This is a genomic window from Cyanobacteria bacterium GSL.Bin1 (genome assembly GCA_009909085.1).
Lineage (GTDB): Bacteria > Cyanobacteriota > Cyanobacteriia > Cyanobacteriales > Rubidibacteraceae > Halothece.
On record JAAANX010000194.1, the window covers coordinates 47207 to 72730 of the forward strand.

Below are 25524 nucleotides of genomic sequence, written 5' to 3' on the forward strand. Positions count from 1 at the left end.
AATTATTCATTATTAATTATCAAATAGCCCCCTCCTAGATTCATTTAGGAGAGGGAAAAGTGGCAACTACTCAGCACTTAATTTATGACTTGTTCCACTTCTGCAATTTCTGGAATAAATTCCCGGAGACGACGCTCAATGCCCATTTTTAGGGTCATCGCCGAACTGGGGCAAGAGCCACAAGCACCTTGCAGTCTGAGTTTCACAATTGGACCTTCAATTTCAACTAAATCGACATTGCCGCCATCTGCCATGAGATAGGGACGGAGGTCATCTAAGACTTTTTCTACGTTTTCTGGAGTGAGGGCAAGTTTAGTATCAGCCATAATCTACCTTTTTTGATTGATCAGTCTAGTTTCCTTATATCTTATTGTGATTGTTTCTGACATCGGAAACAACCGCTCTTAGTTAGAGGAGTTGCAGATCGCTAAATTGAAACTCAGTGGTAATGGTTTCACCGACTTTCCCAATCGCGTGAATGGTCTGTCGCAGGGGGAGATAGGATCCGCCCAGTTGAGAATTAATAACCAGTGAGTGGCGGTTTACCCATCAAGATGCCACAGTGAAATTAGAAAGATTGTATTACTGACCTCAAGCAATCATAATTTCTTTAGTAAACTGCTACTCGCGTTCTCACAAGATAGACCCTAAAAACATTGACCCTATTTTTGAGGAGGTTATCGATGAGCAACACTCAATCTTCACCAGAGAAAAAACCATATCAAGCGCAGTTGAAGCAGATCAAACAATATATGGGTAAGTTTTCAGCTGCTCAACCGGATGTTGCAAAAGCGTTTTCAGCTTTACATCAAGGGGCTGCCACGGCTGGTCAACTTGATCCAAAAACAAAAGAACTCATTGCCTTAGCCATTGCTGTCGTCACTCGTTGCGATGGGTGTATTGCCTTTCATACCCATGATGCCCTGCAAGCAGGAGCTTCAAAAGACGAAATTATGGAAGCGCTGAGTGTGGCTGTTCTCATGGGAGGCGGTCCCGCAATGATGTATGCGGTTCATGTGATAGAAGCGATGGAAGAGTTTGAAGCTTAGCCCTGTGATATCGATGATCGTTACGAGAAAGATTTAATGTCTGAGCAATTTTTCTCTTAATTTTTTCACGCGATCGCGCAAGCTAGCGGCTTTTTCAAACTCTAAATTCTCTGCGGCTTCTTTCATTTCTGCTTCCAATTGTTCCACCAGTTGCGGAATTTTATCTAAGGGTAAGTCATCGGCTTGTTCATAGACCATTTCTAACTGTTGGGCATTTAAACGCCGGGAAATATCGAGAAAGGCAAGAATGGAATTATTCTGTTTCTTCACAATCGGCTGCGGAGTAATGCCATGTTTCTCGTTATGTTCCATTTGTAATGTTCGTCGTCGTTCCGTTTCTTGAATCGCGTAGTCCATGCTATCAGTTAGATTGTCAGCGTATAAAATGGCTTGTCCGTCCACATGACGCGCTGCCCGTCCAATGGTTTGCACCAGGGATCGTCCTGAGCGTAAAAAGCCTTCTTTATCCGCATCTAAAATGGCAACTAAAGACACTTCTGGTAAGTCTAATCCTTCCCGAAGTAAGTTCACACCAATTAAAACATCAAACTTCCCTTGTCGTAAATCTTGCAAGATTTCAATTCGTTCAATCGAGTGAATTTCTGAGTGTAAATAACGGACGCGAATGTCTCGTTCTTCACAATATTCGGTTAAATCTTCCGCCATCCGTTTCGTTAAAGTGGTGACTAAAACCCGCTCATTTTTATCAGCGCGCTCTTTAATTTCGCCTAACAAATCATCAATTTGTCCTTCTGTCGGACGAACAAAGATTTGTGGATCAAGGACACCCGTGGGACGAATAATTTGCTCAATTACATTGCCGTCCGATTGTTCAATTTCCCAATCTCCGGGAGTTGCCGAAACAAAAATACATTGATTGACCTTTTCCCAAAATTCTTCCGCTTTCAACGGACGATTATCCGCTGCGCTGGGAAGCCGAAAGCCGTGTTCCACTAAGACTTTCTTCCGCGATTGATCGCCGTTGTACATTCCTCTCAGTTGCGGCACTGTCACGTGGGATTCATCTACAACTAACAGCCAATCCTCAGGAAAATAATCCACCAAACATTCCGGTGGATCTCCGGCATTTCTGCCAGCTAAATGACGGGAGTAATTTTCAACGCCATTACAATATCCCACTTCTCTTAAGAGTTCTAAATCATACTTAGTCCGTTGTTCTAACCGTTGCGCTTCTAATAGTTTCCCTGCCGATTCTAATTCTTCTAAGCGTTGTTTTAATTCTAATTCTATATTTTCACAGGCGGCTTCTAATTGTTCATCCGGGGTCACAAAGTGACGCGCCGGATATAAATTAATCCCTTTTAAACTGTTTAAAACTTCCCCCGTTGTCGGGTCAACATAACGTAGCGCATCAATTTCATCCCCAAAAAATTCTACCCGAACAATCCGGTCTTCATACGCCGGAACAATCTCTAAAACATCCCCTTTTAAGCGAAATCTTCCCCGTTGTAATTCTGTATCATTGCGGGCATATTGAACTGAGACTAAGTCTCTTAACAGTTGACGCTGATTCACTTCTTCCCCTAAGCGTAATGGAATCGCTGCTTTAAGATATTCGCTGGGCATTCCTAAACCATAAATGCAACTAATGGAGGCGACAACAATAACATCCTGTCGTTCAAATAAAGAGCGCGTTGCTGAATGGCGCAACATATCAATTTCATCATTAATTGAAGCGGATTTTTCGATATAAGTGTCAGAAACGGGAATATAAGCTTCCGGTTGATAATAGTCGTAATAACTAATAAAGTACTCGACCGCATTATTAGGAAAAAATTCTCGCAACTCATTGCATAATTGTGCCGCTAACGTTTTATTATGCGCTAAAACTAAAGTGGGTTTACCGACTTTTTCAATGACATGAGCAACACTATAAGTTTTTCCAGTTCCCGTTGCCCCCAGAAGGGTTTGAAACCGATTTTTACTTTGCAAAGATTGGGTTAATTGCGCGATCGCGCGCGGTTGATCGCCTGTCGGTTGATAAGATGATTGTAGTTGAAAATCTGACATATTGCGTTATTTAATCTGTTAAAGTATAAGGTGAATTAGGGGACGTTATTTGTTATTAGTTATTTTTTCTTTTTACAAGAAATGAAATACAATTAATCATGAGTAACGAATGACCAGTGACCAATGACGAATCTAAAACTCCTTAACCAAACGCTAATTGATACCGTAGCCAATGAAGCAGCAAATAGTCAGCGCCTACGGAAAAATCACAATTTTCATCAACTTTCTGAGCAAGTGCAACGCTTCATCAATATTATGCAACCCGGAACTTATGTCCGTCCCCATCGCCATACTCGTCCAGAAGATAAAAATGGCTTTGAGTTTTTTCTCGCGCTACAAGGAAAAGCGGGAGTCTTACTATTCGAGGAGTCAGGAACCGTGATTCATACTGAGAAACTTAGTCCACAAGATCACAAATATGGCATTGAAATTCCCGAAGGAACCTTTCACACCTTAGTTGCCTTGGCGCCCAATACAGTTCTATTTGAGCTTAAAGAAGGTCCCTATGTTCCGGCAAGGGATAAAGACTTTCTCACAACATTTCCTCCGGAAGGAACACCGGAGGCGCAAGCACAAGTCCGATCCTGGGAAGCGCGATTGACTGACCTTCCCTAACCAACTATAATTTTTTTTTATTAGTCCGATCAGCTTTTCTTGCCCAAATTGCCAAGGGTTTTGTACGAAATCTCCATAACTTCCTATAATAGAAATAAATCAAAAGAAAACCTAAAAGTTTAAAATCAGTAACGGAAAAGATAAACTGTCTTCAGAAACAGCTTAAGTTGGGAAGGCGAATTAAAAGGAAATTATCATGAGTGAAGAACAAGTGCAGGAATATGCGACCTTAGAAGCTGAGAAACAGAAAACCACTTCTAAAACCACTTCTAAAACCAAAGCCAAATCGGAAGAGAAAGCAACTCAGGACAGTCAAAACGCCCTGGCTTTGAAATCAGTTGGGGATCGTCCGGTGAGTGGAGGGAAGCTGGAACTGGCAGGAACTTTCCGTAGTATGGGCAGAGATCGTCCCATCCTTGCCAGTAAATTGAAAATTGCGGAAACTTTCCATACCATGGGCGGAGATCGTCCCGTTTTTGCCAGTCAAGTGCCAACTGTGGGTAACTTTTATTCTTCTGGAAATCGTCCGATTGGAGCAAGCAAGCTCAAAATTGATGAAACTTATTCTAACTTTGGCAATCGTCCCGTTGCCTCTAATCAAATTGATGATCCGAGCTTATTGATGGGTTATATTGATTAAATTTATAAAAGTCGCCGTAAAACCAACGTGCTTCAGCCGTTGGTGATAAGGCGGGTCAACGGAGAGATTCGATATCTCGAAGTTGGCGAATCGAAAAAGTTTCTGGTACATTGAACGTAAGCTAAAGGAGACATCTTGGATTAGCCGTGATACGCGAACCTATCCTCACTAAAGCTCCGGCTGTATAAAAGCTAGTATCACCAAGTTGGTATCGGAAACCGCTTGCCCCATTGCTCCACTGCTCAAGAAGGATCAAGGGCGGGAGAGAAAAATAAATTTACGATACCGTCGGGCGGACGGAAATCTAAACGCTTGGGGAGTTGTCCTGAAGAGTGCTTGCTGTAAAAGGTGTAGTCGGACAAGACATGAGACTGTAAGACCACAGTCAACTGAGTTGACGGAGGCAAGATTCAGCCCAAGAATCCAACTTCTTCAAATTTTGGAGCGTCAAAGCTTAGAACAAATATTCCTTATTGGATGATTCAATGCTCCCTTGCTGTGACAAGGGAGTTTTTAATTGTTATTTCTTGCTTGCGAGGGAAGGAGCGCGATCGCGCTTTTGTTACCTTAATAAAAAATCGATAACAATTTTTGATAAAACTATTTCCTTTCAAGCTAAAATTTTGCATTCAAAAGGAGTCTTTAAATGTCATCTCAATCCGAAAAAATAAAACCCAAAACTCAAAAGCAAGCAGAACAAAACTCTTTCCCGCATCAACCCAATCACCAGCCGATGAGCAAATCAGCACCTTTAATTCGACGGGAACTTCAGCAAATTATTCCTAATCTGAATCGAGAACAACGTCAAGGGATTGCCGATCAGCTCATCAAGCAACTTCGCGAGCAAGGAATTGAGGAACAAACCTTAGCCGAGACGGTGAGCATCCAAACGACTGATCCCAGACGAATGAATGCCAAAGACATTAGTCATGTGGCGACTTATACGTATGAGCATTATCCGGAGATTTTTGAAGCCGTTCTCACCCAACCCAATGTGGTGCAATTTTTGAGTCCCCCCGTTTTGTCCGCAATCGTTGGTATTATGGCAGCTAAATGGCTCAATCCATAAAACCGGAGTCTGGTGAGAAGTCCTTTCAACTTAAATCTCCTAATCTTTAAATTGCGATCATGAGTGCTCAGCCTAATTCCCCATCGGATTCAACCTCAGAGACATCTCTTCCTGAGCCATCTCCCTCATCGCCCTCTCAGCCCCGTTGGCTGCGATCGCTGCTGATTTTGATTCTTCTGGGATTAGGGGGAGGAGTGACTTACGGTTGGTATTTTGTGAATTATCGGCTCTCGCCAACTGTCGCTAAAAGTATGAGTGCTCTTCTCTCCCGTCCCGTTGAAGTAGGGAATCTCGAAGCCTTTTCCTTGACTTCTCTGACCTTTGGCGCAAGTGTGATTCCACCCACAGAAGACAACTCAGAAGCAACAACAATTGCTGCTGTTGAAATTGATTTTACTCCCTTCAAGCTCATTACTGAACAGACTCTGGAATTAGAGGTTACCTTCGTCAAACCCAAGATTACGATTAAGCAAACGCCCAATCGGAAATGGTTCACCACAAAACTCACACCGCAACCCCCTGGCGCGATCGCGTTTAAAGTCAAAACCCTTGCCATTGAAGAGGGGAATCTTGCCCTTCACCCTCGCAACCCAGCAGGAGAACTAGAAGCGCCTGTTAATTTAACTTTACCGCAAGTCAAGAGCCAGTTTCTGGATAATAATCAACGCATTCCCTTTCAAGCCAAAAACTTATCGGTTACCAATACCCAAGGTAGTCTCGACTTAGAAGGAGAAGCGCAACTCGAAAATGGCGAAGTGGAGATTGCGCTCAGTAGTAATCAATTAGCCGTGGCTGAGTTAGCCCGCTTAGTTGCCTCACCCCTCGATATTTCAGCAGGAACACTGAACGCTCAAACCAACATTTCTCTTGCCTTAGATGGCAGTTTGCCCAGTTTTCAAGGAACTGCCGAATTGAACAATTTTGAGGGAAAACTGAACCAATTTACCACTGCGATTGAAAACACCAACGCCAAGCTCGAGCTTGCTGGACAAAAGATTATTGTTGAAAATCTCAATACTCAATTGGGTGACATTAACGCGACTGCCCAAGGAAACATTAACCTTGCTCAGGGCTATGATTTAACAGCCAATGTGGAACCGACTCCAGTGGCTCAGCTTTTATCCGCCATTGATATTGATCCCAGTAAAATTCCAATCAGTGGAACCATTGAAGCTAATCTTGCCATTACCGGTGCCTTAGATAACCCCCAAATTAACATCACTGCCAAGAGCACTGAAACCACAACCGTTGATCAAGTCAAAATAAGTCGTTTGCAAACGGAACTCTCGGTACAAGGAACACAACTCAAGGTTGAGAACTTTCAAGCGACTCCCAAAACAGGCGGAACAGTAACTGCTCAAGGAACGCTTAACTTGACTGACGACCAAAAAATTGCCTTAGATTTTCAGGTGAACGATGTTTCTGGAGAGATCATTCGCCCTTATCAAGAGAATCTTCCTGAGGATCTTGGCACCTTAAATGCCTCTGGTGAAATTAGAGGATCCTTAAGGGACTGGAAACGTCTTCAGGGAGAAGGAACAGCCAATTTAGCCATTGCTGAGGGGACAGTAACTCTACCGGAATTGCAACTGGCTCAAGGTCGCCTAAAAGCTCAAATTAACGTCAATGCCTTGCAACCCGAACAACTGAGTGAGCAAGTGCCTCCTCAACTTCAAAAGCCTATTTCCGGACAGTTTCGCCTTGATGCTAATATTGCTGACTTTTCTCCTGAAAAACTGCGGGTTACTGGATCAGGTTCGTTAAGGGTTCCGCAAGGAGAATTGGCTGCTACCAACCTGACCTTGAATGAAGGTCAGTTGAATGCTGATTTCCAACTCAGGGATATTCCCATCGCCTTACTGGCACCGCAAACCCCACCTGAGTTCAATGAATTGCTCTCTGCACAGTTTCAGGTCAATGCCGATATCAAAGAATTTGCCCTCAACCAAATTCAAGGTAAAGGGTCTGGGTCAATTACCATTAATGGCAATGATCAAAACCAACAAATTGCGCTCAGTAACGTTCGCCTAAATCAAGGGAACTGGCAAGGGCAAATACAGGCTGACCGTCTCAAGCTTTCTCCCTTTGTTCCTAACCTGCCGCCACTCCTACAAAATGCCGTCATTGATACTCAACTCACTGCTCAAGGAACCTTAGATCAGTTAACCCCAGCCGGCATTACGGTGCAAGGAACTGCCGCAGTTAATCAAGTTTCAGGGGGCAGTGTAACCGCCAATGTCATTCGCTTAGATGAAGGAGCCTTTCAAGTCGTCGCAACTCCAAAAAATATCCAACTCTCTCAATTTTCAGACCAATTACAAGGGAATCTCGCTGGCGAAGTGACCGTGAAGGGGACCCTTAATAACCTCACGCCCGCAGGAATTACCGCGCAAGCCAACTTAAACTTCAGTGAAGGACTTGCCCTGATTACGAGTCCTCTGACCACGCGCCTCAGTTGGGATGGTCAACAAGTTATTCTTGAAGAAGCCCAAGCAACAAACTTTTTTGCCGAAGGTGTGGTCGATCTGGACTTTGAGCAGCAGGGACAAGCCATTGTTGAACAAATCAACTTAACGGTTGATGCACAACAACTCAATTTAGCTCAACTGCCACTCCCGCGTCCGCAAGCCATGGAGTCAACTGATGTACAGGGCTTCGCCAATTTTTCCGGGACCCTTACTGGTAATTTGATCCAACCTCAAGCCGAAGGTAGGATTCGTCTGCAAAACTTCGCTGTTGAAGGGTTGACCTTTGACCCCGAAATGACCGGTGGGATCCAAATCAACGCTGAACAAGGGCTTCAGCTGGGCTTAATCGGAAATACGGAAACCCCTGATCAAATTCAGTTGGCGTTATCCTCACCGCGACCGAATCGTTTATTCCCTCTCGAACCCGCTTCCTTTTTTGTTAAACGAGACAATGCCATTGCCGAAGGAACCCGCCAAAACAACACCTTACAAGTAACGTTAGATGAAATTCCCCTTGACCTCGTTAAAGACTTCACCCCTCTCCCCGCCTCATTAGCAACTCAACCGGTCTCTGGAAGCTTAGAAGGAGAACTCGCCCTCAATCTCAACAATTATGACCTTTCTGGGGAACTTGCTCTCTTAGATCCTGCTTTAGGACGCTTTAACAGCGATCGCGTCACCGCAAACTTTACCTATTTTGACAACACGGTTACTGTCCAAGAAGCAACTCTGATTGAACAAGAAAGCAAATATCGTGCCAGCGGTCGTTTCAACCTGAGTGAACCGAACCCAGATTTTCAAGCCAACTTAAACATTGAACAAGGACGGATTCAAGACATTCTCAGTGCGCTGCAACTTTTTGAGTTCTCTGATCTCAACCCCAATTTTGCTACTCCTAATTATGGGAATGCTGATGATCTAGATATTGCAGCGGTTGGGATCAAAAACCAACCGATTCAAACCCAACTGCAACGATTCTCCGAAATTAAAGCCCTTCTGGCGCAAATGCAAGCAGAAGAAGACACTGTCACTGCTATTCCGCCCCTTAATTCGGCTCAAGGCAACTTTACGGGTCAGGTTAGTCTCCAAGGAACCTCGTTTAATCTTGCAGATATCCAAGGAAACTTTAATCTCCAGGGCAACACTTGGCAATGGGGACCCTACCAAGCACAAACTGTCACAACCAAGGGTAGCCTGAATAATGGGGTGATTACCCTCCTCCCGGTTCGCTTCGCCTCTGGAGAGAGTTTTATCAACCTTTCCGGTACCATTGGCGGGCAAAACCAATCCGCCCAATTACAAGTGAACCAAATTCCTATTGCTGACTTAAAAGATATTGTTGAACTGCCAGAGTTTATCGGTGTTAGCGGGTTTGTTAACGGCACAGCAACTGTCGCCGGAAAACAAGATAACCCCACTGCCAGAGGGGAACTCAGTGTTGAACAAGCAACGCTCAATCAAACTCCTGTTGAGACGATTCAGGGCAGTTTTAGCTATAACAACTCCCAACTGAATTTCTTTGCCGAAGGGTTACTGTCTGAAGATAGCGACCCTCTCACGCTCAGCGGTGATATTCCCTATCAACTTCCCTTTGCGGTTGTTCCTCCCGCCTCAGACGATTTAAATATCGATATTAACCTCCAAGATGATGGCTTGGCTTTACTCGATGTAATTACGAATGGTCAATTAACCTGGCAGGGAGGAGAAGGGGCTGTTAATCTTGCGATTAATGGTCCTTTTAATCAGGAGAATTTTCAATTCAACCAATTCAATACCAGCGGTGTCGTAACGCTTTCCCAAGCTAAGATTGGCACCGAAGTGCTTCCCAAACCGTTAACCAATATTAATAGCCGAGTCACATTTAATTTTAATCAGCTCTCCCTAGAAGAATTTAATGCTGATCTGGGTGGGGGGAAAGTCATTGCAACGGGAGGATTGCCCTTATTTAACCCCACTGCTAGTTCCGAAAGCCTCGATATTACCCTAGACGACCTGAGTGTTAACCTTCCTAATCTCTATGAAGGAGCGGTTGCTGGAAAGATTAATATTGGTCAAAGCGTAATTGAGCCGGAAATTGGCGGGGAAATGACCGTGTCAGAGGGAAAAATTATTTTAGCGGGACAAGATTCAGCCCCAACCAATAATGAGACGTCTCCAGATAATACCTCCAATCTCGCCTTCAGGGACTTAAAAATTACGCTCGGGGAAAACCTTAAGGTGACCCGTCCACCGATCATGAATTTCTTAGCGGAGGGAGATCTGACTCTCAATGGCACCCTGGCGACTCTTCGTCCTCAGGGAACGATCACCTTAGAAGGCGGTCAAGTGAATTTGGGGCCCACTCAGTTTCGTTTAGCTAACGGCTATGAACAAACTGCTACATTTATTCCGAGCCAAGGGCTAGACCCCACTCTCAATCTACGTTTAGTCACCTCGGTTACTGAAACGAGCGGGAGTATTAGTAATGCTAGTGCAGCCAACGAAGTGAGTACTGGCATTAATCCGGGTGTGGGAACGTTACGATCAGTGGAAGTAGAAGCTTTAGTAGAAGGACGGGCCAGTGAACTCCAACCGGGACAATTAAGGGCTAATAATGATGTGCTGACTTTAAGTAGTGATCCCAATCGGAGTGAAACGGAAATTGTTGCCCTTCTCGGTGGCGGGTTAACCAGTGGTTTTGGACAAGGGAATACTGCTTTAGGATTAGCTAACTTAGCTGGTTCTACCTTTTTAGGCACTTTTCAGAACACCATTGGCGATGCTTTAGGCTTAAGTGAGTTTCGGATTTTTCCGACGCTAATTCCTACAGAAACGGAAGAAGGAGAAGGAGAAGAAAATTCCGATTCCGCATTAGGGTTTGCTGCAGAGGCGGGTATTGATATTAGTAATGATTTTTCCTTTTCGGTACTCACCCTCTTTAATACGGAACAGCCATTGCAATACAGTATTCGTTATCGCTTAAGCGATGACATTTTGTTACGAGGCTCAACCGATTTATCTGATGATCAAAGCTTAACAGTTGAGTATGAAACCCGTTTTTAAAGCGCCTTATTCACTAAATTACTAAACAATTAGGGAAAAGGCAAACAAAAAACACCCTCATCAGCTGAGGGTGCAGAAAACTAACTTAATTTGAATGAGAATTACTCACGACCGCCACTCAGGGCAATGACAAGACGTAAGATGAAGATGAACAAGTTGATGTAAGTTAGATACATCGAGAGTGCGGCGGGGAGGTATTTTTCATCCTCATAGGTGCGGGGAAGGATGTAGAAGTCAACCACAGCAACGCCAGCAAAGAGCAGGGTGCCAAAGCCAGAAATTCCGATTTCTAGCCAAGTGGGGGTAAAAACACCAAACAAGCTAAAGAGCAGTTGACCCACTAATACCACTAACAGGGCAATGACGCCCAACTGTACTGTTTTGGTCAGCGCCATGCCATCTTCATCAGAAAGGTTAGAACCCACTGATCGCGCAACGATAAAGGTGGCACCACAACCGAGGGCGGCAATGCCAACGCCACCCACGCCAGCGCTACTATTGAGGGCAACAAAAATTAAGCCGCTGAGGGTATAACCGGACAAAAGGCTATAAAGTGCCAGTAATGGGAGTGCAGTGCTGTTATTGCCGTTTTCAGCAACGCCTCGGGCAATAAAAAAGAGCACTAACTCAGCAATGATGGCAGCAATGAAGGTGGGCATGAACAGTTGAGGCGCACTGCTAATCACGCCTAAGCCACCATAGGTTCCCACGGCGGTGAGAACTAAGCCTCCTCCTAGATAAGGAAGCGCGTTGGAAATGACATTCGGTCCAATAATCGCGCTGCCACGCGTTTCCTGCATGGCTTTGCGGAAGTTGTAACTATTACTCATAACGGTTTGTTTTCAGTCGAATTGAACTGATACTTTATTTATCATTGTGGCTGATCACGCCCGTAATGGGTAGTCGAGAAAACCGATAATTTCGTTAAGTCTCTTGTTGATAAGCAGCGCCGAGATAGAGTTCTCCCACTTGGGGATTATCCAGTAATTCTTTGCCAGACCCCATAACGCGATCGCGCCCATTTTCTAAAACATAACCGCGATGAGCCATTTCTAGAGCTTTCCGGGCATTTTGTTCCACTAAGATAATCGCTTTGCCGGTACGATTAATTGCTTGAATCTGTTCAAATACGGTTGCTACCAGGAGGGGGGATAAAGCCGCCGAAGGTTCATCTAAAATTAACAAGTCGGGGTCTAACATCAACGCGCGTCCCATCCCCAACATTTGTCGTTCTCCTCCTGAGAGGGTTCCCGCTTTTTGCCGACGACGTTGGGCTAACACCGGAAACATGGTGTAAATTTTATCCTTCAAATGCTTGATCGACCCTTTGCAGATAAATGCCCCCATTTCCAAGTTTTCTTCTACCGATAGCGCCGCAAAAACATTAGAAATCTGAGGGACATAGCACATTCCCCGCTGCACAATTTGATTGGGTTTTAATCCCCCAATGTTTTCCCCGTTAAAGCGAATTTCACCGTGACTGGGAGTCAACAAGCCAAAAATTGCTTTTGCCAGCGTTGATTTTCCTGCCCCATTGGGACCAATTACGGCGACTAACTCTCCCATTTGAATCGAAAAGTTAATCCCTTGCAGGATATATAAATCTTTGACATACCCCGCGTAAACGTCTGTAACTGTCAGTAGATCACTCATGGAACAGGAAATGCGGTTCGCTTATATTTTTTTTCTATTGTGGCGTATTCTGTAAATCGGGACGTTCTTCAGGAACAATTGCCCCTTCTACTGGACAAACCTGTAAACAAATGCCACAGTCGATACAGGTATCAAAATCAATCCAATACCAATCGGTTCCTTTCTCATTTTTGCCAGGTCCTTCGTGGATGCAGGCAACCGGACAAGCCTCTACACAATCAGCCACGCCTTCACAAGTATTTGTAACAATCGTGTACGGCACGGTATCTCCTTCTTATTCAATCATCTTCACCTCCCACAGAATAACACAGCCCGTTTAAGTGACCGCGGAATTCATTTCCGTCCTCACGCTTTGCTCCAGCTTGAAAGCCCCGCTCCGGAATGCTTTCGGCGCGGGCTATCGCCCTACGATTCCGGAGAATGGCTCACTTGCCAGTGAAACCGATCCGCTGCTGTTTCTAGTACCGCTTTAATTGTTTTGGGATCGGCAGAGGATAACATGACGCTCGGATAAACTGCATCACCCCACTGGGGATGAATGATGCAAGTGCAATCGCCAGGATCGGTGTGAAAACCGAGTAAGGTGGACACTACTTTCACATCATCATGATTGAGAACACCGGGATGAGAGAGTAAGGGTTGTCCACTTCGCGGATCAATCAGATCAGCAAGAGTGCCCTGTTCTTTTAAGTCGAAGGCAACTTCTACCCCAAAGCGCATGAATCGTTCTCGCAATCGTTGTTTTTCTTGCTCTACAATATTTGAGCGAGCGCATAAGGAAAACTGTGCCTTCTGCAAAATAATGATCACCCAAGCGGTGGGAAGTGTCCAATCCGGCAACATTTTTTCTAAGTTATCTTGCACGAAAGGAGTCGGTTGACAAATATAGACTTCCAAGGCGGCTTCCGGTGCAGCAAACAAGGTGAGGACGGGAGAAATTTTTGGCAGTTGAATTGAGGGATTAACCATATTCGTAACTGCAATGAATAGAGGATTATTTATAGTTTGACATTCTATCGGAAAAATAGCTAGCAAAATTGAACACAATATGGGTTAGGGATGACATCAGGAAAGATGAAAAATGCAAAGATAAAACTAACGATTTGGGCAATTATTCTGGTAGCAGGACTGATTTTTTTTCTCCAGAATCGTTCCCCTCTGATTGCAATTATAATTTTTGGCAGTAAAACGGTTGCGCTTCCCGTTGGAATTTGGCTAATTCTGAGCGCGATCGCGGGACTCATCGCCAGTATTTTTTTACAATTTTTACTCGGTGTTTTTGTCCCCAAAGCGAGACGACCTCGGGAATGGGATGATGATGAAGATAGTGATTTTGAGTTTCCGAAAGTAGAAGAAGAACAACCGGAGAACTTTACCGCTAAAAATACTTCTAATCAGCAAAAAACTGCTCAATCTGAGCAAACAGAGCGGATTAATTACACCGTTGGCAGTGCTTTTGATCAGGAAGAAGAAGAAGAAGATTGGGAGTCTCCTCCCCAAAGAGAAGATTGGAATGATATCGATGATGACTGGAATATTGAAGAACCACCGCGTCAAAAGAAGAATCCGGTGACAAATAATAACGATTATGATTTTGATGATAGGGATGATCTAGAAAAAGAACGGGAACAACGAGTGCAACAAAGTTCAGTTTCTTCCTATCGCTATCGTGGAGATCCCAATCCGGAAAGATCCTCACAACAGGAGTCTTTTGCTGAAGAAGATGTTAGTTCTGACCGATATAATCAGCAGGAGGATGGGGAGGAAAAACCTAATTCACCCACAATCTACGAGGCGAACTATCGCGTCATTCGTCCTCCCTTATGGAATCTGCCGCAAGATGAAAACGAAGAGGATGATGAAGAAAACAAACGCTAATTTATTACAAGGCTTAAATCTTTATCTGATTGGAATGATGGGGGTGGGAAAAACTGCTGTTGGTCAAGCGATTGCTCAACAATTGACCTATCGTTTTTTCGATACTGATCAGTTGATTACCCAAGTTCAAGGGGAAGCCATCACTGAAATTTTTGCGAAAGAGGGGGAAGCTTATTTTCGGGAGTTAGAAACAAAGATTTTACAAGAATTATCAACCTATACTCGTAGCGTCATTGCTACCGGTGGGGGAATTATTCTGAAGCAAAATAATTGGAGTTTTTTACAACAAGGTTTAGTAGTGTGGTTAGATGCAGACGTTGATTTGATTATGGAACGTCTCGCAGAAGATAAGAGTCGTCCTCTCTTACAAACGGCAAATCCCAGACAAACCTTAGAAAATTTATTGGGAAACCGTCGCGATCGCTATGCCCAAGCTGATTTACAAATTAAAATCGAAGCCGAACAGTCGCCGAGTGCCGTTGCCTCGGAAATTTTGACACAAATTCCATCTGTCATCAAAGACAAATCTGATTAATACGCTGCTTTTTCTCAAAAGCAAGATCTCCTGACCGAGTCCGCTAAGGGGGATTTTTTTGCCAAAGCCTTCTCCTGGGCGATCAATTCTGTCTTGAGGATGAGTGTGCTGATCTTGTCTCCCTTGTCTCCCTTGTCTCCCTTGTCTCCCTTGTCTTCCTTGTCTTCCTTGTCCCCTGAGGAAGATGCCTGCTGCAACCGTTGGTCAAGAAACAGAGACTCATGATAAGTTCGGTAAAAAAGCGGTAACATTTAGTTAGAACTGTTAAATAAACTTAATTGGGCGTGGACAGTACAAACAAAATAGTGACAAATCAAGTAGCGAAACCAGTCACAGAACTGGTGAAGCGGTTGACAATTATAATAATTTGTGCTTTGCTCCTCGTCGGTCTTAGCGTACTTGGAGTTTATCTGTATCAGGTATCTGATCCTTACATACAGGAAGTTCTCGCTGCCCCTAGTGATCCCGAACGAGGAGAGGCAATTTTTCAAATTAATTGTGCCGGTTGTCATGGTGCGAAAGCAGATGGCAATGTTGGCCCCAGCCTACATAATATTTCAGAACGTAAATCGAAGTTATATATAATTCAACAAGTGATCAGTGGCGATACGCCACCCATGCCCAAATTCCAACCCAAACCTCAAGATATGTCTGATTTATTGGGGTATTTGGAAACACTGTAAGATCCCAGTCATTGGTCATTAGAGACTTCGACAAAGGACTAACCTTACTGAAACTGTTGAGCGTAAAATTGAGCATAGCGGGCTTTCTGGGCAAGGAGTTGTTCATGGGTTCCCACTTCAATAATTTGACCTTGTTCTAAGACAAAAATCCGATCGGCCCCACGAACGGTGGCTAAACGGTGGGCAATAATGAAAACGGTACGCTCTTTGAGGAGTCGATCGAGCGCTTCTTGAACTAAGGCTTCTGATTCGGAATCGAGGGCGGAGGTGGCTTCATCTAGAATAAGAATTTTCGGATCGAGTAATACTGCTCGCGCGATCGCGATCCGTTGACGTTGTCCCCCGGAAAGATTCATTCCTCGTTCCCCGACATAGGTGTAATAGCCCTGGGCTAATTGCGAAATAAACTGATGAGCATTGGCAACTTTGGCAGCTTCTTTTACCGCCTCTATGCTAGTTTCTGGTTGGCCAAAGGCAATATTTTCAGCGATGGTCCCTGAGAATAAAATCGTCTCTTGGGGGACAATACCAATTTGACGTCGTAAACTATTGAGGGTGACGTGGCGAATGTTGGTGCCATCAATTAAGATTTCCCCTTGCTGAGGATCGTAGAAGCGAGGAAGTAAATTGACTAAACTGCTTTTTCCCGCCCCGGAAGCGCCGACTAGGGCTAACATTTCTCCCGGTTGTACAGTAAAGTTGAGGTCTTTTAATACCCAATCGTGACTTTCGGGATAAGCAAAAGCAACCTGACGATATGCAATTTCTCCTTGGACCGGGGGCAGCGCGATCGCGCCTTTTTCTTCTCTCACACGAGGTTGAATCGCCATCAACTCAAAAACTCGGGCGACAGAGGCTTCCCCTTGCTTAAACTCATTATAATTTGTGGTGGTAATGGAAATGGGATCAATTAACATCAAAACGCCTGCCCCATAGCTGATAAACTCACTGGTGGTGAGATTCCCTTGCGCAATTTGCCATCCTCCCAACAGGAAAAGAAGTAACACGGCGAGGGCTTCTAAAAACCCCACAATTGGGAATTGTATCGCTTTTAGGCGTTCTGCGGCATAGCGAGCATTGCGATTATGTGCTGCTTCGGTGCAAAATTTATCTAAGGTATAATCTTCTGCTGCAAAGGCTTTCACCAATCGCATTCCTGTAAATACCTCTGTCAGCATCGAAGAAAGGTCAGACACCCGGTTTTGGCTGCGGCGAGAGAGGGTTTGCACTTTTTCCCCAAACCCGCTAATCAGAATCGCAATAAGCGGTGCAACCACCAGTAACGCCAGCGTCAGTTGCCAATTCAAATAAATTACATAACCCAAAACAGCAACCAGTTGCAGGACACTGGGAATAAATTGATGGAAGATATTATTCACCACTTCCCCTACCCGATCAATATCTTCGGTGAGGCGATAGGATAAGTCTCCTGTGCGTGTGGTTTCAAAATAGTCGATACTGAGGGTTTGCAAGTGTCCATACACCGCCGTTCTGACATCATACGCCACAGCCAGTGCAACTTTTGCCATGAGGAGATCCTGACCATACTGAGCCACTTTTTGCACCAGGAACAAAACAGCAGTAATCCCTGCTAGTTGAGCACTCCGACTGACATTCCCTTCTCCCACTGCGGTTGAAATTAGTCCCGCTAACCAAGCAAGCAGGGGCCAAATGCCCACAAAAATGACAGTGCAAGCTAAGGCTTGGCCAATGGTTACGGCTTGGGGACGAATATAGGGGAAAAGTTGTAAATAGGAAGAAGGTTGTTTCAATGGTTTGGCCAAGTTAAGCGGTTAGGAAATGGAAGTTTAACGCTAATTGAGGCTCAATTCCAGAGTCATCTTCTTCAAATGGGGAGTTCTGACTTTAAATATTGAGTCAGACGACCGTTAAACCACCAATGCTTCGTCGAGCTAGGTCTAGCTTTCAATCGGGTAGAGGTTTTCCAATGGCTTCTTTAAGGATGATCGCAAGACGTTTCAGCAAAGCTAATTTAGCCCTCACTCAACGCGGCTAATACTGCCTCATGGAGAGAACCATTACTGACGACAATTCCTCGATTCTGGAAGAGTTTCGTTCCCACCGAAAAGTCAAGGGGTTTGCCATACATATCGCTAGTGCGTCCCCCTGCTTCTTCCACAACAATCGTTCCCGCCGCATGATCCCAAATATTTTCCCGATAATCTGGCTTTTTCGGGGAGGGAAGCCGCAGATATAGGGCAGCAGAACCAGAGGCAACGGCACCATATTTGGCTTGGCTGTCAATGGGCAAAGATTGGCTTTTAATTCCTGCTTTTTGCGCGATCGCGTTTTGTAGACTTTGATCGCCATGGGCGGCTTCAACACTCTCGACAAAGCGGAGATGTTCTTCATCATTGGGAGAAGTGACACTGATGGTATTCCAGTTTTCTTCACTTAAAGGACGGACCCGCGTTCCTTCTCCGCGAACGGCAACAAAGAGTAGTCCTTCTTGATCCAAGGGGGCAGCGAGATCCAGGGCAAGGGCAGGACAGGCGAGGATCCCCACTTTGACTTCTCCTTCTTCTAAAAGAGCGAGCGCGATCGCGTACTGATCGCCCCGGAGAAAGCCTTTTGTCCCATCAATTGGATCGAGGGTCCAAAACCGTTCACTAGGTTCACCATTGCCATGATCAATCCACTCTGCCACATCATCGGTACTCGTATTGGGAACTTGTTGCTTAACATAGTCCGTGACTTGCGCCAACTGTTCTGCCATTTCTGGGGAACGCAGGGCTGTTGCATCTTCTTCTCCCACCACCGGATCGCTGGGGAAGGTTTGGGCTAAGGCTTGACAAATAATGGCTTGGGAACCAAAATCAGCAATCGTAACCGGAGAGCGGTCTTCTTTTTCAATGTGATCCGGCATATTGCCGCGGACCGCTTGACATAATTTTGCAGCACTCAAGGCTGCTTCAATTCCAACTGCGACTTCTTTTTCGTAAGCCATTTCTCACCCCTCTGTCAAATTTTCAATCCTGTCGTCCCCTCATTGAAGGAGCGATCACCCATCGGTTGGCGTTGATCACGTCCTTCCAAAAATACCACACAATGAGGCCAAACAAGAGCCATCCCCGACGCAAAAAAATTAGCGAAATAGGTCAGGATTTAAACGAGAAGGGGAATTTGAAGACGAATTCGTCGAACGCAGCGCTTCACCGGTTCCACCATCATCCTGAGCTAAAAACGGACGGAGATCAATACTCTCATCGGTTTCGCTAGTATTCCCCCCTAACAAGTCCTCCCAACTCGAATTATTGGTAAAGGTATTGACCCCACTGGTTGAAATGCCTTGATTGGCATCAGCGAGATTCTCAAAAACGCGATCGCGCGTAGTAATAGGGTCTTGTCCCCGGGGAACCGTAAACACAATTCGACAACTGGGATCATCTTGGCTGGTTACGCAGACAATATTTTCATTATTCATCACACTGGTTTGCAGCTCTAACAAGCCATCGGGACGATAGAGTTCCAAACGTTGACTAATTTCACTACAACGCCTTTGCGGCGACCAGTTCCCTCCCATTTGCTGCGGAATTGCCCAAGGATAGCTTTCATCGGGCTGGCTTTGGGGGTTATACATCACGGTGTATTGACCATTATTGTATTCACAAGTGAAGCGGCGATCCGTTTCAACGGTTGTGGAGGTTGAGGATTGACTTTCAATGACAACCTCTCCGTTGGAAGAAGTAGAAGTCGTAGAAGACGTAGAAGTTGTAGAAGAAGATTGGGATCCCGATCCATCATCAGGAACCGTATCAACAATCACTTCTGGTACGTTTTGTGGGGCTTGGGCAATCCGTTGTCCAGACTCAAATTCTGAGGCTTGCGTTTGACGGTTACTCAAAATGCGCGACAAGGAATCTTGATTTTCCGGTAAGTTGATATTAAGAAGAAATGAGGATAACGGGTTGGCATTAACCGGCAAGTTAACACTACCGAAGGTAACTGCCAATGCCGATAAACTGAGGGTGAGAGAGCGTAACATCATTGACTTCCTTAGAGTGAAAAGACATCTACTTAGTTATGTCGTAATTCAATTACTTTAGTTCCAAGTCTAGACGAGGGACAATTCTTTTTGTGTCACTTTGAACGGGATATCGCTGTTAATTTCCACTGATGAGACCAATGCGATCCGGTGGCCAAAAACGAAACACAGCGCGACCAATGACTTTTTTTTCTGGCAAAAACCCCCAAACATGAGAATCATTACTGTTGTTACGATTATCTCCTAAAACAAAGAGTTTATTTTCCGGAACGGTAATCGGAGAAATTTGATAATTGGGCGGTTCTTTGATGTAGGGTTCTTTAATTTCATCGCCATTAATGTAAACGTTGCCATTTCTGACGGCAATGGTTTCTGTTGACTCACCAATCACTCTTTTAATAAAGGCTTGATCCGCCTCGTAGCCAAAATTTTGTAATAATTCCGGCGGATTAAAAACAATGATATCTCGGTACTCGGGAGAGGAGAAATAATAAGAGACTTTTTCCACCACAATTCGATCCCCGACTTCAAGGGTCGGAAACATCGAGTCTGAGGGAATATAACGGGGTTCAGCAATAAAAAGTCGGATTAAAAAGGCTACAATGAGCGCGATCGCGATTGCTTTTAGGTTTTCCCAAACTTGTTGCCAAATTGATTCAGATTTTTCCACTATAATTGAAGGTTACTTTGCGTGACTAAAAAAGGTTGCGACAACTTGACCGGTAATTTGTTTACCAAGCCAAGGGGTATTCGCACTCAGCGATTTTAAATTACTTTTGCAGACTGTCCAAGCCCTTTTGGGATCAAATAAAATCGCTGCTGTGGGTTCTCCGACAGCACAACGCAGTGGGGGTTGCTTAAAACAGGATCGCGGTGCAAGACTCAACGCTTGCCATAAGTCTAAGGCAGTCCATTCTCCACTTTCGACAAAATTTTGCCATAACAAGGGCAGCACTAACTCTAGCCCAATCGCACCCGGGGGGGCTTCGGCAAAGGCAACGGTTTTTTCTTCATAGGTATAGGGGGTATGATCCACAGCGATGGCATCAATCACGCCCGTTTTTACCCCCTCAATTAACGCCATTTGATCCGCGCGATCGCCCAGAGGAGGACTGAGATTTAAACTCGGGTCATAACTGGTCACAGCAGCCGTATTTAAGAGTAAGTGCATCCACGTTGTACTTGCTGTAATGGGAACGCCTCTGGCTTTTGCTGCTGCAATTAGCTCGACACTGCGGGCTGTAGAAATCCGCATCAGATGAACGGGGGTTTCAGTAGCAGCGATTAGTTCTAAAATTGCAGCAAGGGTAGCGGTTTCGGAGATCGCGGGATCGCCGGGTAAACCGGTTTGCAAAGAAAGTTTCCCTTCCCGCATGACTCCATTATTACTGAGAGCGCGATCGCGCACCGCTAGGGCAACCGGTTTCCCTAAAGGTTGCAAATACTCTAAGATCCGCCGTAATAAGCCTAAATTACACAGAGACACCTCATCACTAAAGCCAATAATGCCGGCTTGGGCTAATTCACCCAACTCCGTCATTTGTTCTCCTTTTCCTGCTAAGGTTAAACTACCCCACAGCTCAAATTGAGGGGCATCTGACGGGGTTAAACGATGTAACCACTCAATCTGACCTGGGTGATCGAGTGGGGGTTGAGTATGGGGAAGAATGCCAACCTGAGTAAAACCTCCCGCTAATGCTGCCTTTCCCAGAGAAGCAAGGGTTTCTCGGTCCTCATTTCCCGGTTCACCACTGTGACTGTAGAGATCTACTAACCCTGGGGCTAAAATTAAACCGTCAGCATCCCTAACCTGGGTTTGTGAAGGGTAATCAGGAATTTCAGAAGCGATCTCTCGAATCTGATGATTTTCGATGAGTACATCGGCAATTTGTTCAGTTTTCGAGGCTGGATCTAAAAGACGCACTTGTTGTAACAGTTGTATTAACGCTGAATTGTGATCTCCGCTGTCCATATTTTTAGTTGTAATACCCGCATCAGTTGACATTCCTCCCGTGTAATTGTTTTCTTAGCATAGATTGCCTCCATAATTTCATCTCGTTCACGGCGAGAAAGTTCTCCATCATCAATTGCCCGTTCTACCATAGCGCGTAATTTAACAATTTCCATCGCTCTAACCCTAATTTCTCTGCCAGAAAAAAGTTTGCTGTCATTACTGTACTGATTCTTTGCTGTGAATTGCCATTAAAAATATTACATCAAAGTCATGCACTCATGGCATTTTTATGGCAATAATGTCTGATTGAATACGTTTTATTCTTTTGGTTTTAATTAGCATTACCTACCAATAACTGTTCGTAATGCTTAGACACAGTACGCACGACAACTCATCTATAGTCGCGAATTGATATGCTATCAAACCATCGCATCAATCTTAATTACACTCAGCTTGATCAACCCCTTCAAGATAACAGTAATGTTCAACACTCTTTAACTAAGCAACCGAGTCATGACAAAAGCGAAAACACCCTACAAATCGATTTTGCCATTATCAAGTTTGTCATTTTTGCTGTCATCTTTGATCTGATTTTCTTTTCGATATTTTCAGAATTAATCTGAATCGAAAAGAGACTTCAGTTAATTTTGACCAAAATACAAAAATAACGAATTGATGGTGATTTAAATAACATAATTGAACTAACACATTTCGCGATTTCTATCATGTCAATTTAGTCAATATTTGATGCATTTTCAACATAAAGCTTATTTTTTTGTAACAAATAACACGAAAATACTAAGTTTTAATGAGTAGATTAGAACAAATTCAGAAATTAATTTCAGGAGAATTTAGCTCGGAAATGTTTCCAAATTGCTGATTTTCTTGTGTAATTAATCATGCCAGTCTCAGAAAAAGTGAGCCCTTAGTTCTCATTTTTCTTTTCAATTCGTAATAACTTATACAGCTTGTACCAAAGCCATAGGATAGCGTAGCACTAATGCAAAGGATAGAGGTATCTAAATGAAAGAGTTTCCCGAAATCACTAGCAAGTTATTGGCAGCGAAAAAAGAAAAGGGGATGACGTTTGCTGATCTTGAAAAAGCGGTTGGGCGCGATGAGGTGTGGATTGCTTCTGTTATTTATCGTCAGGCCAGTGCCGATGATGAAGAAGCAAAAAAAATTCTTTCTGCTTTAGGATTAGGTACTGAATTAGCAGAGAAATTGACGGAACCTCCCTTAAAAGGATCTTTAGACCCTCAAATTCCAACCGATCCCTTAATTTATCGGTTGTATGAAATTATGCAAGTTTATGGAATGCCGGTCAAAAGTGTTGTTCATGAGAAATTTGGCGATGGCATTATGAGCGCGATCGATTTTACTTTCAACGTCGAAAAAGTAGAAGATCCCAAAGGTGATCGCGTGCAAATGATTATGGAAGGGAAATTTTTACCTTATAAAAAGTGGTAAATCAATCAATGTTGAATTGGAATTAAGGGAAATAGGAGAATTTTAAAATGGATTACACTCTACCTCGCGAAGTCATTAAAAAGATGGCACAAGCAGGAAAAATAAAAGCAAGGCTTTCCGTCAAGGATATGTTAATTCGTGGCTTTTATTCTGGATTAATATTAGGAATTGCAACAACGTTAGGGATGACAGTCGCCGTTCAATCTGGGATTCCATTCGTAGCTGCTGTTATTTTTCCTTGGGGTTTTGTGCTTATTGTCCTTTTTGGAATGGAACTGGTTACTGGAAATTTTGCATTAATGGCGACGGCTAAACTATCAGGACTGACCCGATGGGGATTGATTGTTAAAAATTGGCTTTGGGTCTATTTGGGAAACTTTTTAGGGTGTCTAGTTGCAGCCTTAGCAATCAGTTTTTCCCTAACCAACGCTTTTACAATCGAGCCCAATGAGGTAGCGCAGAAAATTATGTCAATTGCAGAAACCAGAACCATTGGTGTCAGCGAAATGGGAGCGAATGGTTTCTTACTGATGATTGTACGAGGAATTATCTGTAATATATTAGTTTGCTTCGGAGTCATGCTAGGGATTGTTAGTCAATCTGTTCCTGGTAAAGTCCTCACTTGTTGGTGGCCAATTATGACGTTTGTCGCACTGAATCTGGAACACATTGTTGTTAATATGTTCTTTATTTTGACAGGATTCACCCTCGGTTCTCCCATTTCAGGAACCGAGATGGTCTTGTGGAATTTCTTACCAGTAACCATTGGTAATTTAATTGGTGGAGGGTTGTTTGTTGGCTGCCTATTTTATGCAACTTATGGCGAGACTCCCCAACCCAGAGTTGCCACTATTTCTTCAGATGAAAAAGTGGAAAGTCAAGTGAAATGATTAGACTGCACTACTCAGAAAAATCATACTGGGATAGAATATAGCCCTTCTAGATTTGCTCAAAGCCCCCTTTAATCAGGGGGTTTGTGGGGATAAGTTATCACTAACGATTGCTCTATAGCGCTACGGGTTTTGGTCAGGACGTTACGAGAACAGTAGCGACCGAGACGGTCGTATTCCCAGCCACATCAAACGTCCTAACCTAATTGCTTACTGCCCACAAAAATCTCATAGTTGGAGTGAAAGGCTGTTACCCCTGCAATCGCTGTTAATTCTTTTCTTGCATTAATAGAATGGAAAAAACACATTGAAAGGGAAAAATGGTATCTCTCTATACAATTACTCACACAGGCTTCTTTTTAAATCAGGAATAGAAGTGGTTAATTATTCATTGAATTTAGTGGAATATACAAGCGACTTAAAAAAATATGACTACTACAGAGAATTTACAAGAATCCAAAAATAAATTTGAAAAATTCAAAGCAGAAAAAGATGGACTAGCCGTTAAAGAAGAACTAGAATACTTCGCCCAAATTGGCTGGGAAGCGGTTGATAAAACCGATCTTGAACAACGTTTGAAATGGTTAGGAATTTTTCATCGTCCCGTAACACCAGGGAAGTTTATGTTGCGAATGCGAACGCCCAATGGCATTCTCAATAGTGAACAAACGCAAGTTCTTGCTGAGATTGTACAGCGCTATGGGGATGACGGTAGTGCAGATATTACGACGCGTCAAAATATTCAATTGCGAGGGATTCGTTTAGAAGATATTCCAGAGATTTTCTCACAATTGCATACGGTTGGCATGACGTCTATGCAGTCCGGAATGGATAATGTTCGTAACATCACCGGTTCTCCCATGGCGGGATTAGATGGAGACGAATTAATTGATACCCGAGAATTGGTCAAAAAAGTACAAGATATGATTACCAATTCTGGGGAAGGCAATCCTGAATTTACGAATTTGCCCCGTAAGTTTAATATTGCCATTGAAGGCGGACGAGATAATTCTGTTCATGCCGAAATTAACGATATTGCCTTTGTTCCGGCTTATAAAGAAGGCAAATTGGGATTTAATGTTCTAGTGGGTGGTTTCTTTTCTTCTAAACGATGTGAAGCAGCAATTCCGCTTAATGTTTGGATTCCGCCAACAGAAAAATTTGTGGTGGGGATTTCCCGAGCAATTTTAGAAGTTTATCGCGATCATGGGTTGCGAGCCAATCGTCAAAAGTCGCGTTTAATGTGGTTGATTGAAGCATTAGGAATGGACGAGTTTCGGAAATTAGTTAAAGAAGCGTTTGGTCAACCTTTAGCCACTGCAGCCGCAGAAGATGTGATTGATTGGGATAAGCGCGATCATATTGGTGTTCATGCCCAAAAACAAGCGGGTAAATATTATGTAGGAATGAATGTTCCTGTTGGGCGATTATCCGCTAATGATTTATTTGATTTGGCTCGTTTAGCGGAAGTTTACGGGGAAAGTGAAATTCGCTTGACCGTCGAACAAAATGTGATTATTCCTCATATTGCTGAAGAAAAA

General features: G+C 43.9%; 24 protein-coding genes. 11 read left to right on the forward strand and 13 right to left on the reverse strand.

The annotated features are described in order from the left end of the window. Positions 1-77: 77 nt before the first annotated feature. Positions 78-326 carry a NifU family protein gene (locus GVY04_22480; GenBank protein ID NBD18794.1) on the reverse strand — a complete coding sequence of 83 codons (249 nt, stop codon included), beginning with the start codon at positions 324-326 and terminating at the stop codon, positions 78-80. Positions 327-683: 357 nt separating this feature from the next. Between GVY04_22480 and GVY04_22485 the strand changes: the two genes are divergently transcribed. Next, positions 684-1049 (forward strand): carboxymuconolactone decarboxylase family protein, encoded by a 366-nt coding sequence (locus GVY04_22485; GenBank protein ID NBD18795.1) that lies wholly within the window; start codon positions 684-686, stop codon positions 1047-1049. A 33-nt stretch (positions 1050-1082) separates the two neighbouring features. Here GVY04_22485 and uvrB read toward each other — a convergent pair whose 3' ends face one another. Next, the gene (uvrB, locus tag GVY04_22490) at positions 1083-3080 is read right to left on the reverse strand and encodes an excinuclease ABC subunit UvrB (protein NBD18796.1); all 1998 of its coding nucleotides are present in this window, start codon (positions 3078-3080) and stop codon (positions 1083-1085) included. A gap of 123 nt (positions 3081-3203) precedes the next feature. Between uvrB and GVY04_22495 the strand changes: the two genes are divergently transcribed. The 4 genes from GVY04_22495 (at position 3204) to GVY04_22510 (ending at position 10914) form a co-directional block, all read left to right on the forward strand. After that, positions 3204-3695: a cupin fold metalloprotein, WbuC family gene (locus tag GVY04_22495; GenBank protein ID NBD18797.1), complete on the forward strand. Its 492-nt coding sequence runs from the start codon at positions 3204-3206 to the stop codon at positions 3693-3695. 196 nt (positions 3696-3891) lie between these two features. Continuing rightward, positions 3892-4335: a hypothetical protein gene (locus GVY04_22500; protein ID NBD18798.1), complete on the forward strand. Its 444-nt coding sequence runs from the start codon at positions 3892-3894 to the stop codon at positions 4333-4335. Positions 4336-4981: 646 nt separating this feature from the next. After that, on the forward strand, positions 4982-5404 hold the full coding sequence (locus GVY04_22505) for a hypothetical protein (protein NBD18799.1): 423 nt from the start codon (positions 4982-4984) through the stop codon (positions 5402-5404). A gap of 59 nt (positions 5405-5463) precedes the next feature. Then, positions 5464-10914, forward strand: a complete 5451-nt coding sequence (locus GVY04_22510) for a DUF748 domain-containing protein (GenBank protein ID NBD18800.1) — start codon at positions 5464-5466, stop codon at positions 10912-10914. Between the two features lie 101 nt (positions 10915-11015). Here the strand turns inward: GVY04_22510 and GVY04_22515 are convergent, their stop codons facing one another. From GVY04_22515 to GVY04_22530, 4 genes are all read right to left on the reverse strand, one after another. Beyond that, positions 11016-11744: a hypothetical protein gene (locus GVY04_22515; GenBank protein NBD18801.1), complete on the reverse strand. Its 729-nt coding sequence runs from the start codon at positions 11742-11744 to the stop codon at positions 11016-11018. 94 nt (positions 11745-11838) lie between these two features. Continuing rightward, a complete protein-coding gene (locus GVY04_22520; protein ID NBD18802.1) occupies positions 11839-12567 on the reverse strand; it encodes an ATP-binding cassette domain-containing protein in 729 nt (242 codons plus the stop codon). A 34-nt stretch (positions 12568-12601) separates the two neighbouring features. Next, entirely contained in the window at positions 12602-12829 is a 228-nt protein-coding gene (locus GVY04_22525; GenBank protein NBD18803.1) for a 4Fe-4S dicluster domain-containing protein, read from the reverse strand. A 143-nt stretch (positions 12830-12972) separates the two neighbouring features. Further along, positions 12973-13536, reverse strand: a complete 564-nt coding sequence (locus GVY04_22530) for a methylmalonic aciduria and homocystinuria type D protein (protein NBD18804.1) — start codon at positions 13534-13536, stop codon at positions 12973-12975. A gap of 105 nt (positions 13537-13641) precedes the next feature. Between GVY04_22530 and GVY04_22535 the strand changes: the two genes are divergently transcribed. Next, positions 13642-14445 (forward strand): hypothetical protein, encoded by an 804-nt coding sequence (locus GVY04_22535; protein ID NBD18805.1) that lies wholly within the window; start codon positions 13642-13644, stop codon positions 14443-14445. After that, positions 14423-14980, forward strand: coding sequence for an AAA family ATPase (locus GVY04_22540; GenBank protein ID NBD18806.1), 558 nt, complete (start codon positions 14423-14425; stop codon positions 14978-14980). The genes GVY04_22535 and GVY04_22540 overlap by 23 nt, the downstream gene beginning before the upstream one ends. A 14-nt stretch (positions 14981-14994) precedes the next feature. On the opposite strand, the gene GVY04_22545 is transcribed toward GVY04_22540, so the two are convergent. Further along, positions 14995-15231, reverse strand: a complete 237-nt coding sequence (locus tag GVY04_22545) for a hypothetical protein (protein NBD18807.1) — start codon at positions 15229-15231, stop codon at positions 14995-14997. A gap of 54 nt (positions 15232-15285) precedes the next feature. Between GVY04_22545 and GVY04_22550 the strand changes: the two genes are divergently transcribed. Continuing rightward, positions 15286-15663, forward strand: coding sequence for a c-type cytochrome (locus tag GVY04_22550; GenBank protein ID NBD18808.1), 378 nt, complete (start codon positions 15286-15288; stop codon positions 15661-15663). A gap of 44 nt (positions 15664-15707) precedes the next feature. Here the strand turns inward: GVY04_22550 and GVY04_22555 are convergent, their stop codons facing one another. The 6 genes from GVY04_22555 to GVY04_22580 all read right to left on the reverse strand — a co-directional run bounded on the left by GVY04_22555 (position 15708) and on the right by GVY04_22580 (position 21796). Then, positions 15708-17435, reverse strand: coding sequence for an ATP-binding cassette domain-containing protein (locus GVY04_22555; GenBank protein NBD18809.1), 1728 nt, complete (start codon positions 17433-17435; stop codon positions 15708-15710). A 221-nt stretch (positions 17436-17656) separates the two neighbouring features. Continuing rightward, a complete protein-coding gene (locus GVY04_22560; GenBank protein ID NBD18810.1) occupies positions 17657-18631 on the reverse strand; it encodes a 3'(2'),5'-bisphosphate nucleotidase in 975 nt (324 codons plus the stop codon). A gap of 138 nt (positions 18632-18769) precedes the next feature. Next, positions 18770-19672 (reverse strand): hypothetical protein, encoded by a 903-nt coding sequence (locus GVY04_22565; protein NBD18811.1) that lies wholly within the window; start codon positions 19670-19672, stop codon positions 18770-18772. A gap of 115 nt (positions 19673-19787) precedes the next feature. Beyond that, entirely contained in the window at positions 19788-20339 is a 552-nt protein-coding gene (gene lepB, locus GVY04_22570) for a signal peptidase I (GenBank protein NBD18812.1), read from the reverse strand. Between the two features lie 12 nt (positions 20340-20351). Next, complete coding sequence (locus GVY04_22575; protein ID NBD18813.1) at positions 20352-21641, reverse strand: dihydroorotase; 1290 nt, start codon at positions 21639-21641, stop codon at positions 20352-20354. After that, on the reverse strand, positions 21611-21796 hold the full coding sequence (locus GVY04_22580; protein ID NBD18814.1) for a hypothetical protein: 186 nt from the start codon (positions 21794-21796) through the stop codon (positions 21611-21613). Before GVY04_22580 ends, GVY04_22575 begins: the two co-directional genes overlap by 31 nt. 850 nt (positions 21797-22646) lie before the next feature. Between GVY04_22580 and cynS the strand changes: the two genes are divergently transcribed. The 3 genes from cynS to GVY04_22595 all read left to right on the forward strand — a co-directional run. Beyond that, positions 22647-23093, forward strand: coding sequence for a cyanase (gene cynS / locus GVY04_22585; GenBank protein ID NBD18815.1), 447 nt, complete (start codon positions 22647-22649; stop codon positions 23091-23093). A gap of 47 nt (positions 23094-23140) precedes the next feature. Further along, positions 23141-23983, forward strand: coding sequence for a formate/nitrite transporter family protein (locus tag GVY04_22590; protein NBD18816.1), 843 nt, complete (start codon positions 23141-23143; stop codon positions 23981-23983). Positions 23984-24411: 428 nt separating this feature from the next. Beyond that, a partial coding sequence (locus GVY04_22595; GenBank protein NBD18817.1) for a ferredoxin--nitrite reductase occupies positions 24412-25524 on the forward strand: 1113 nt, incomplete at its 3' end.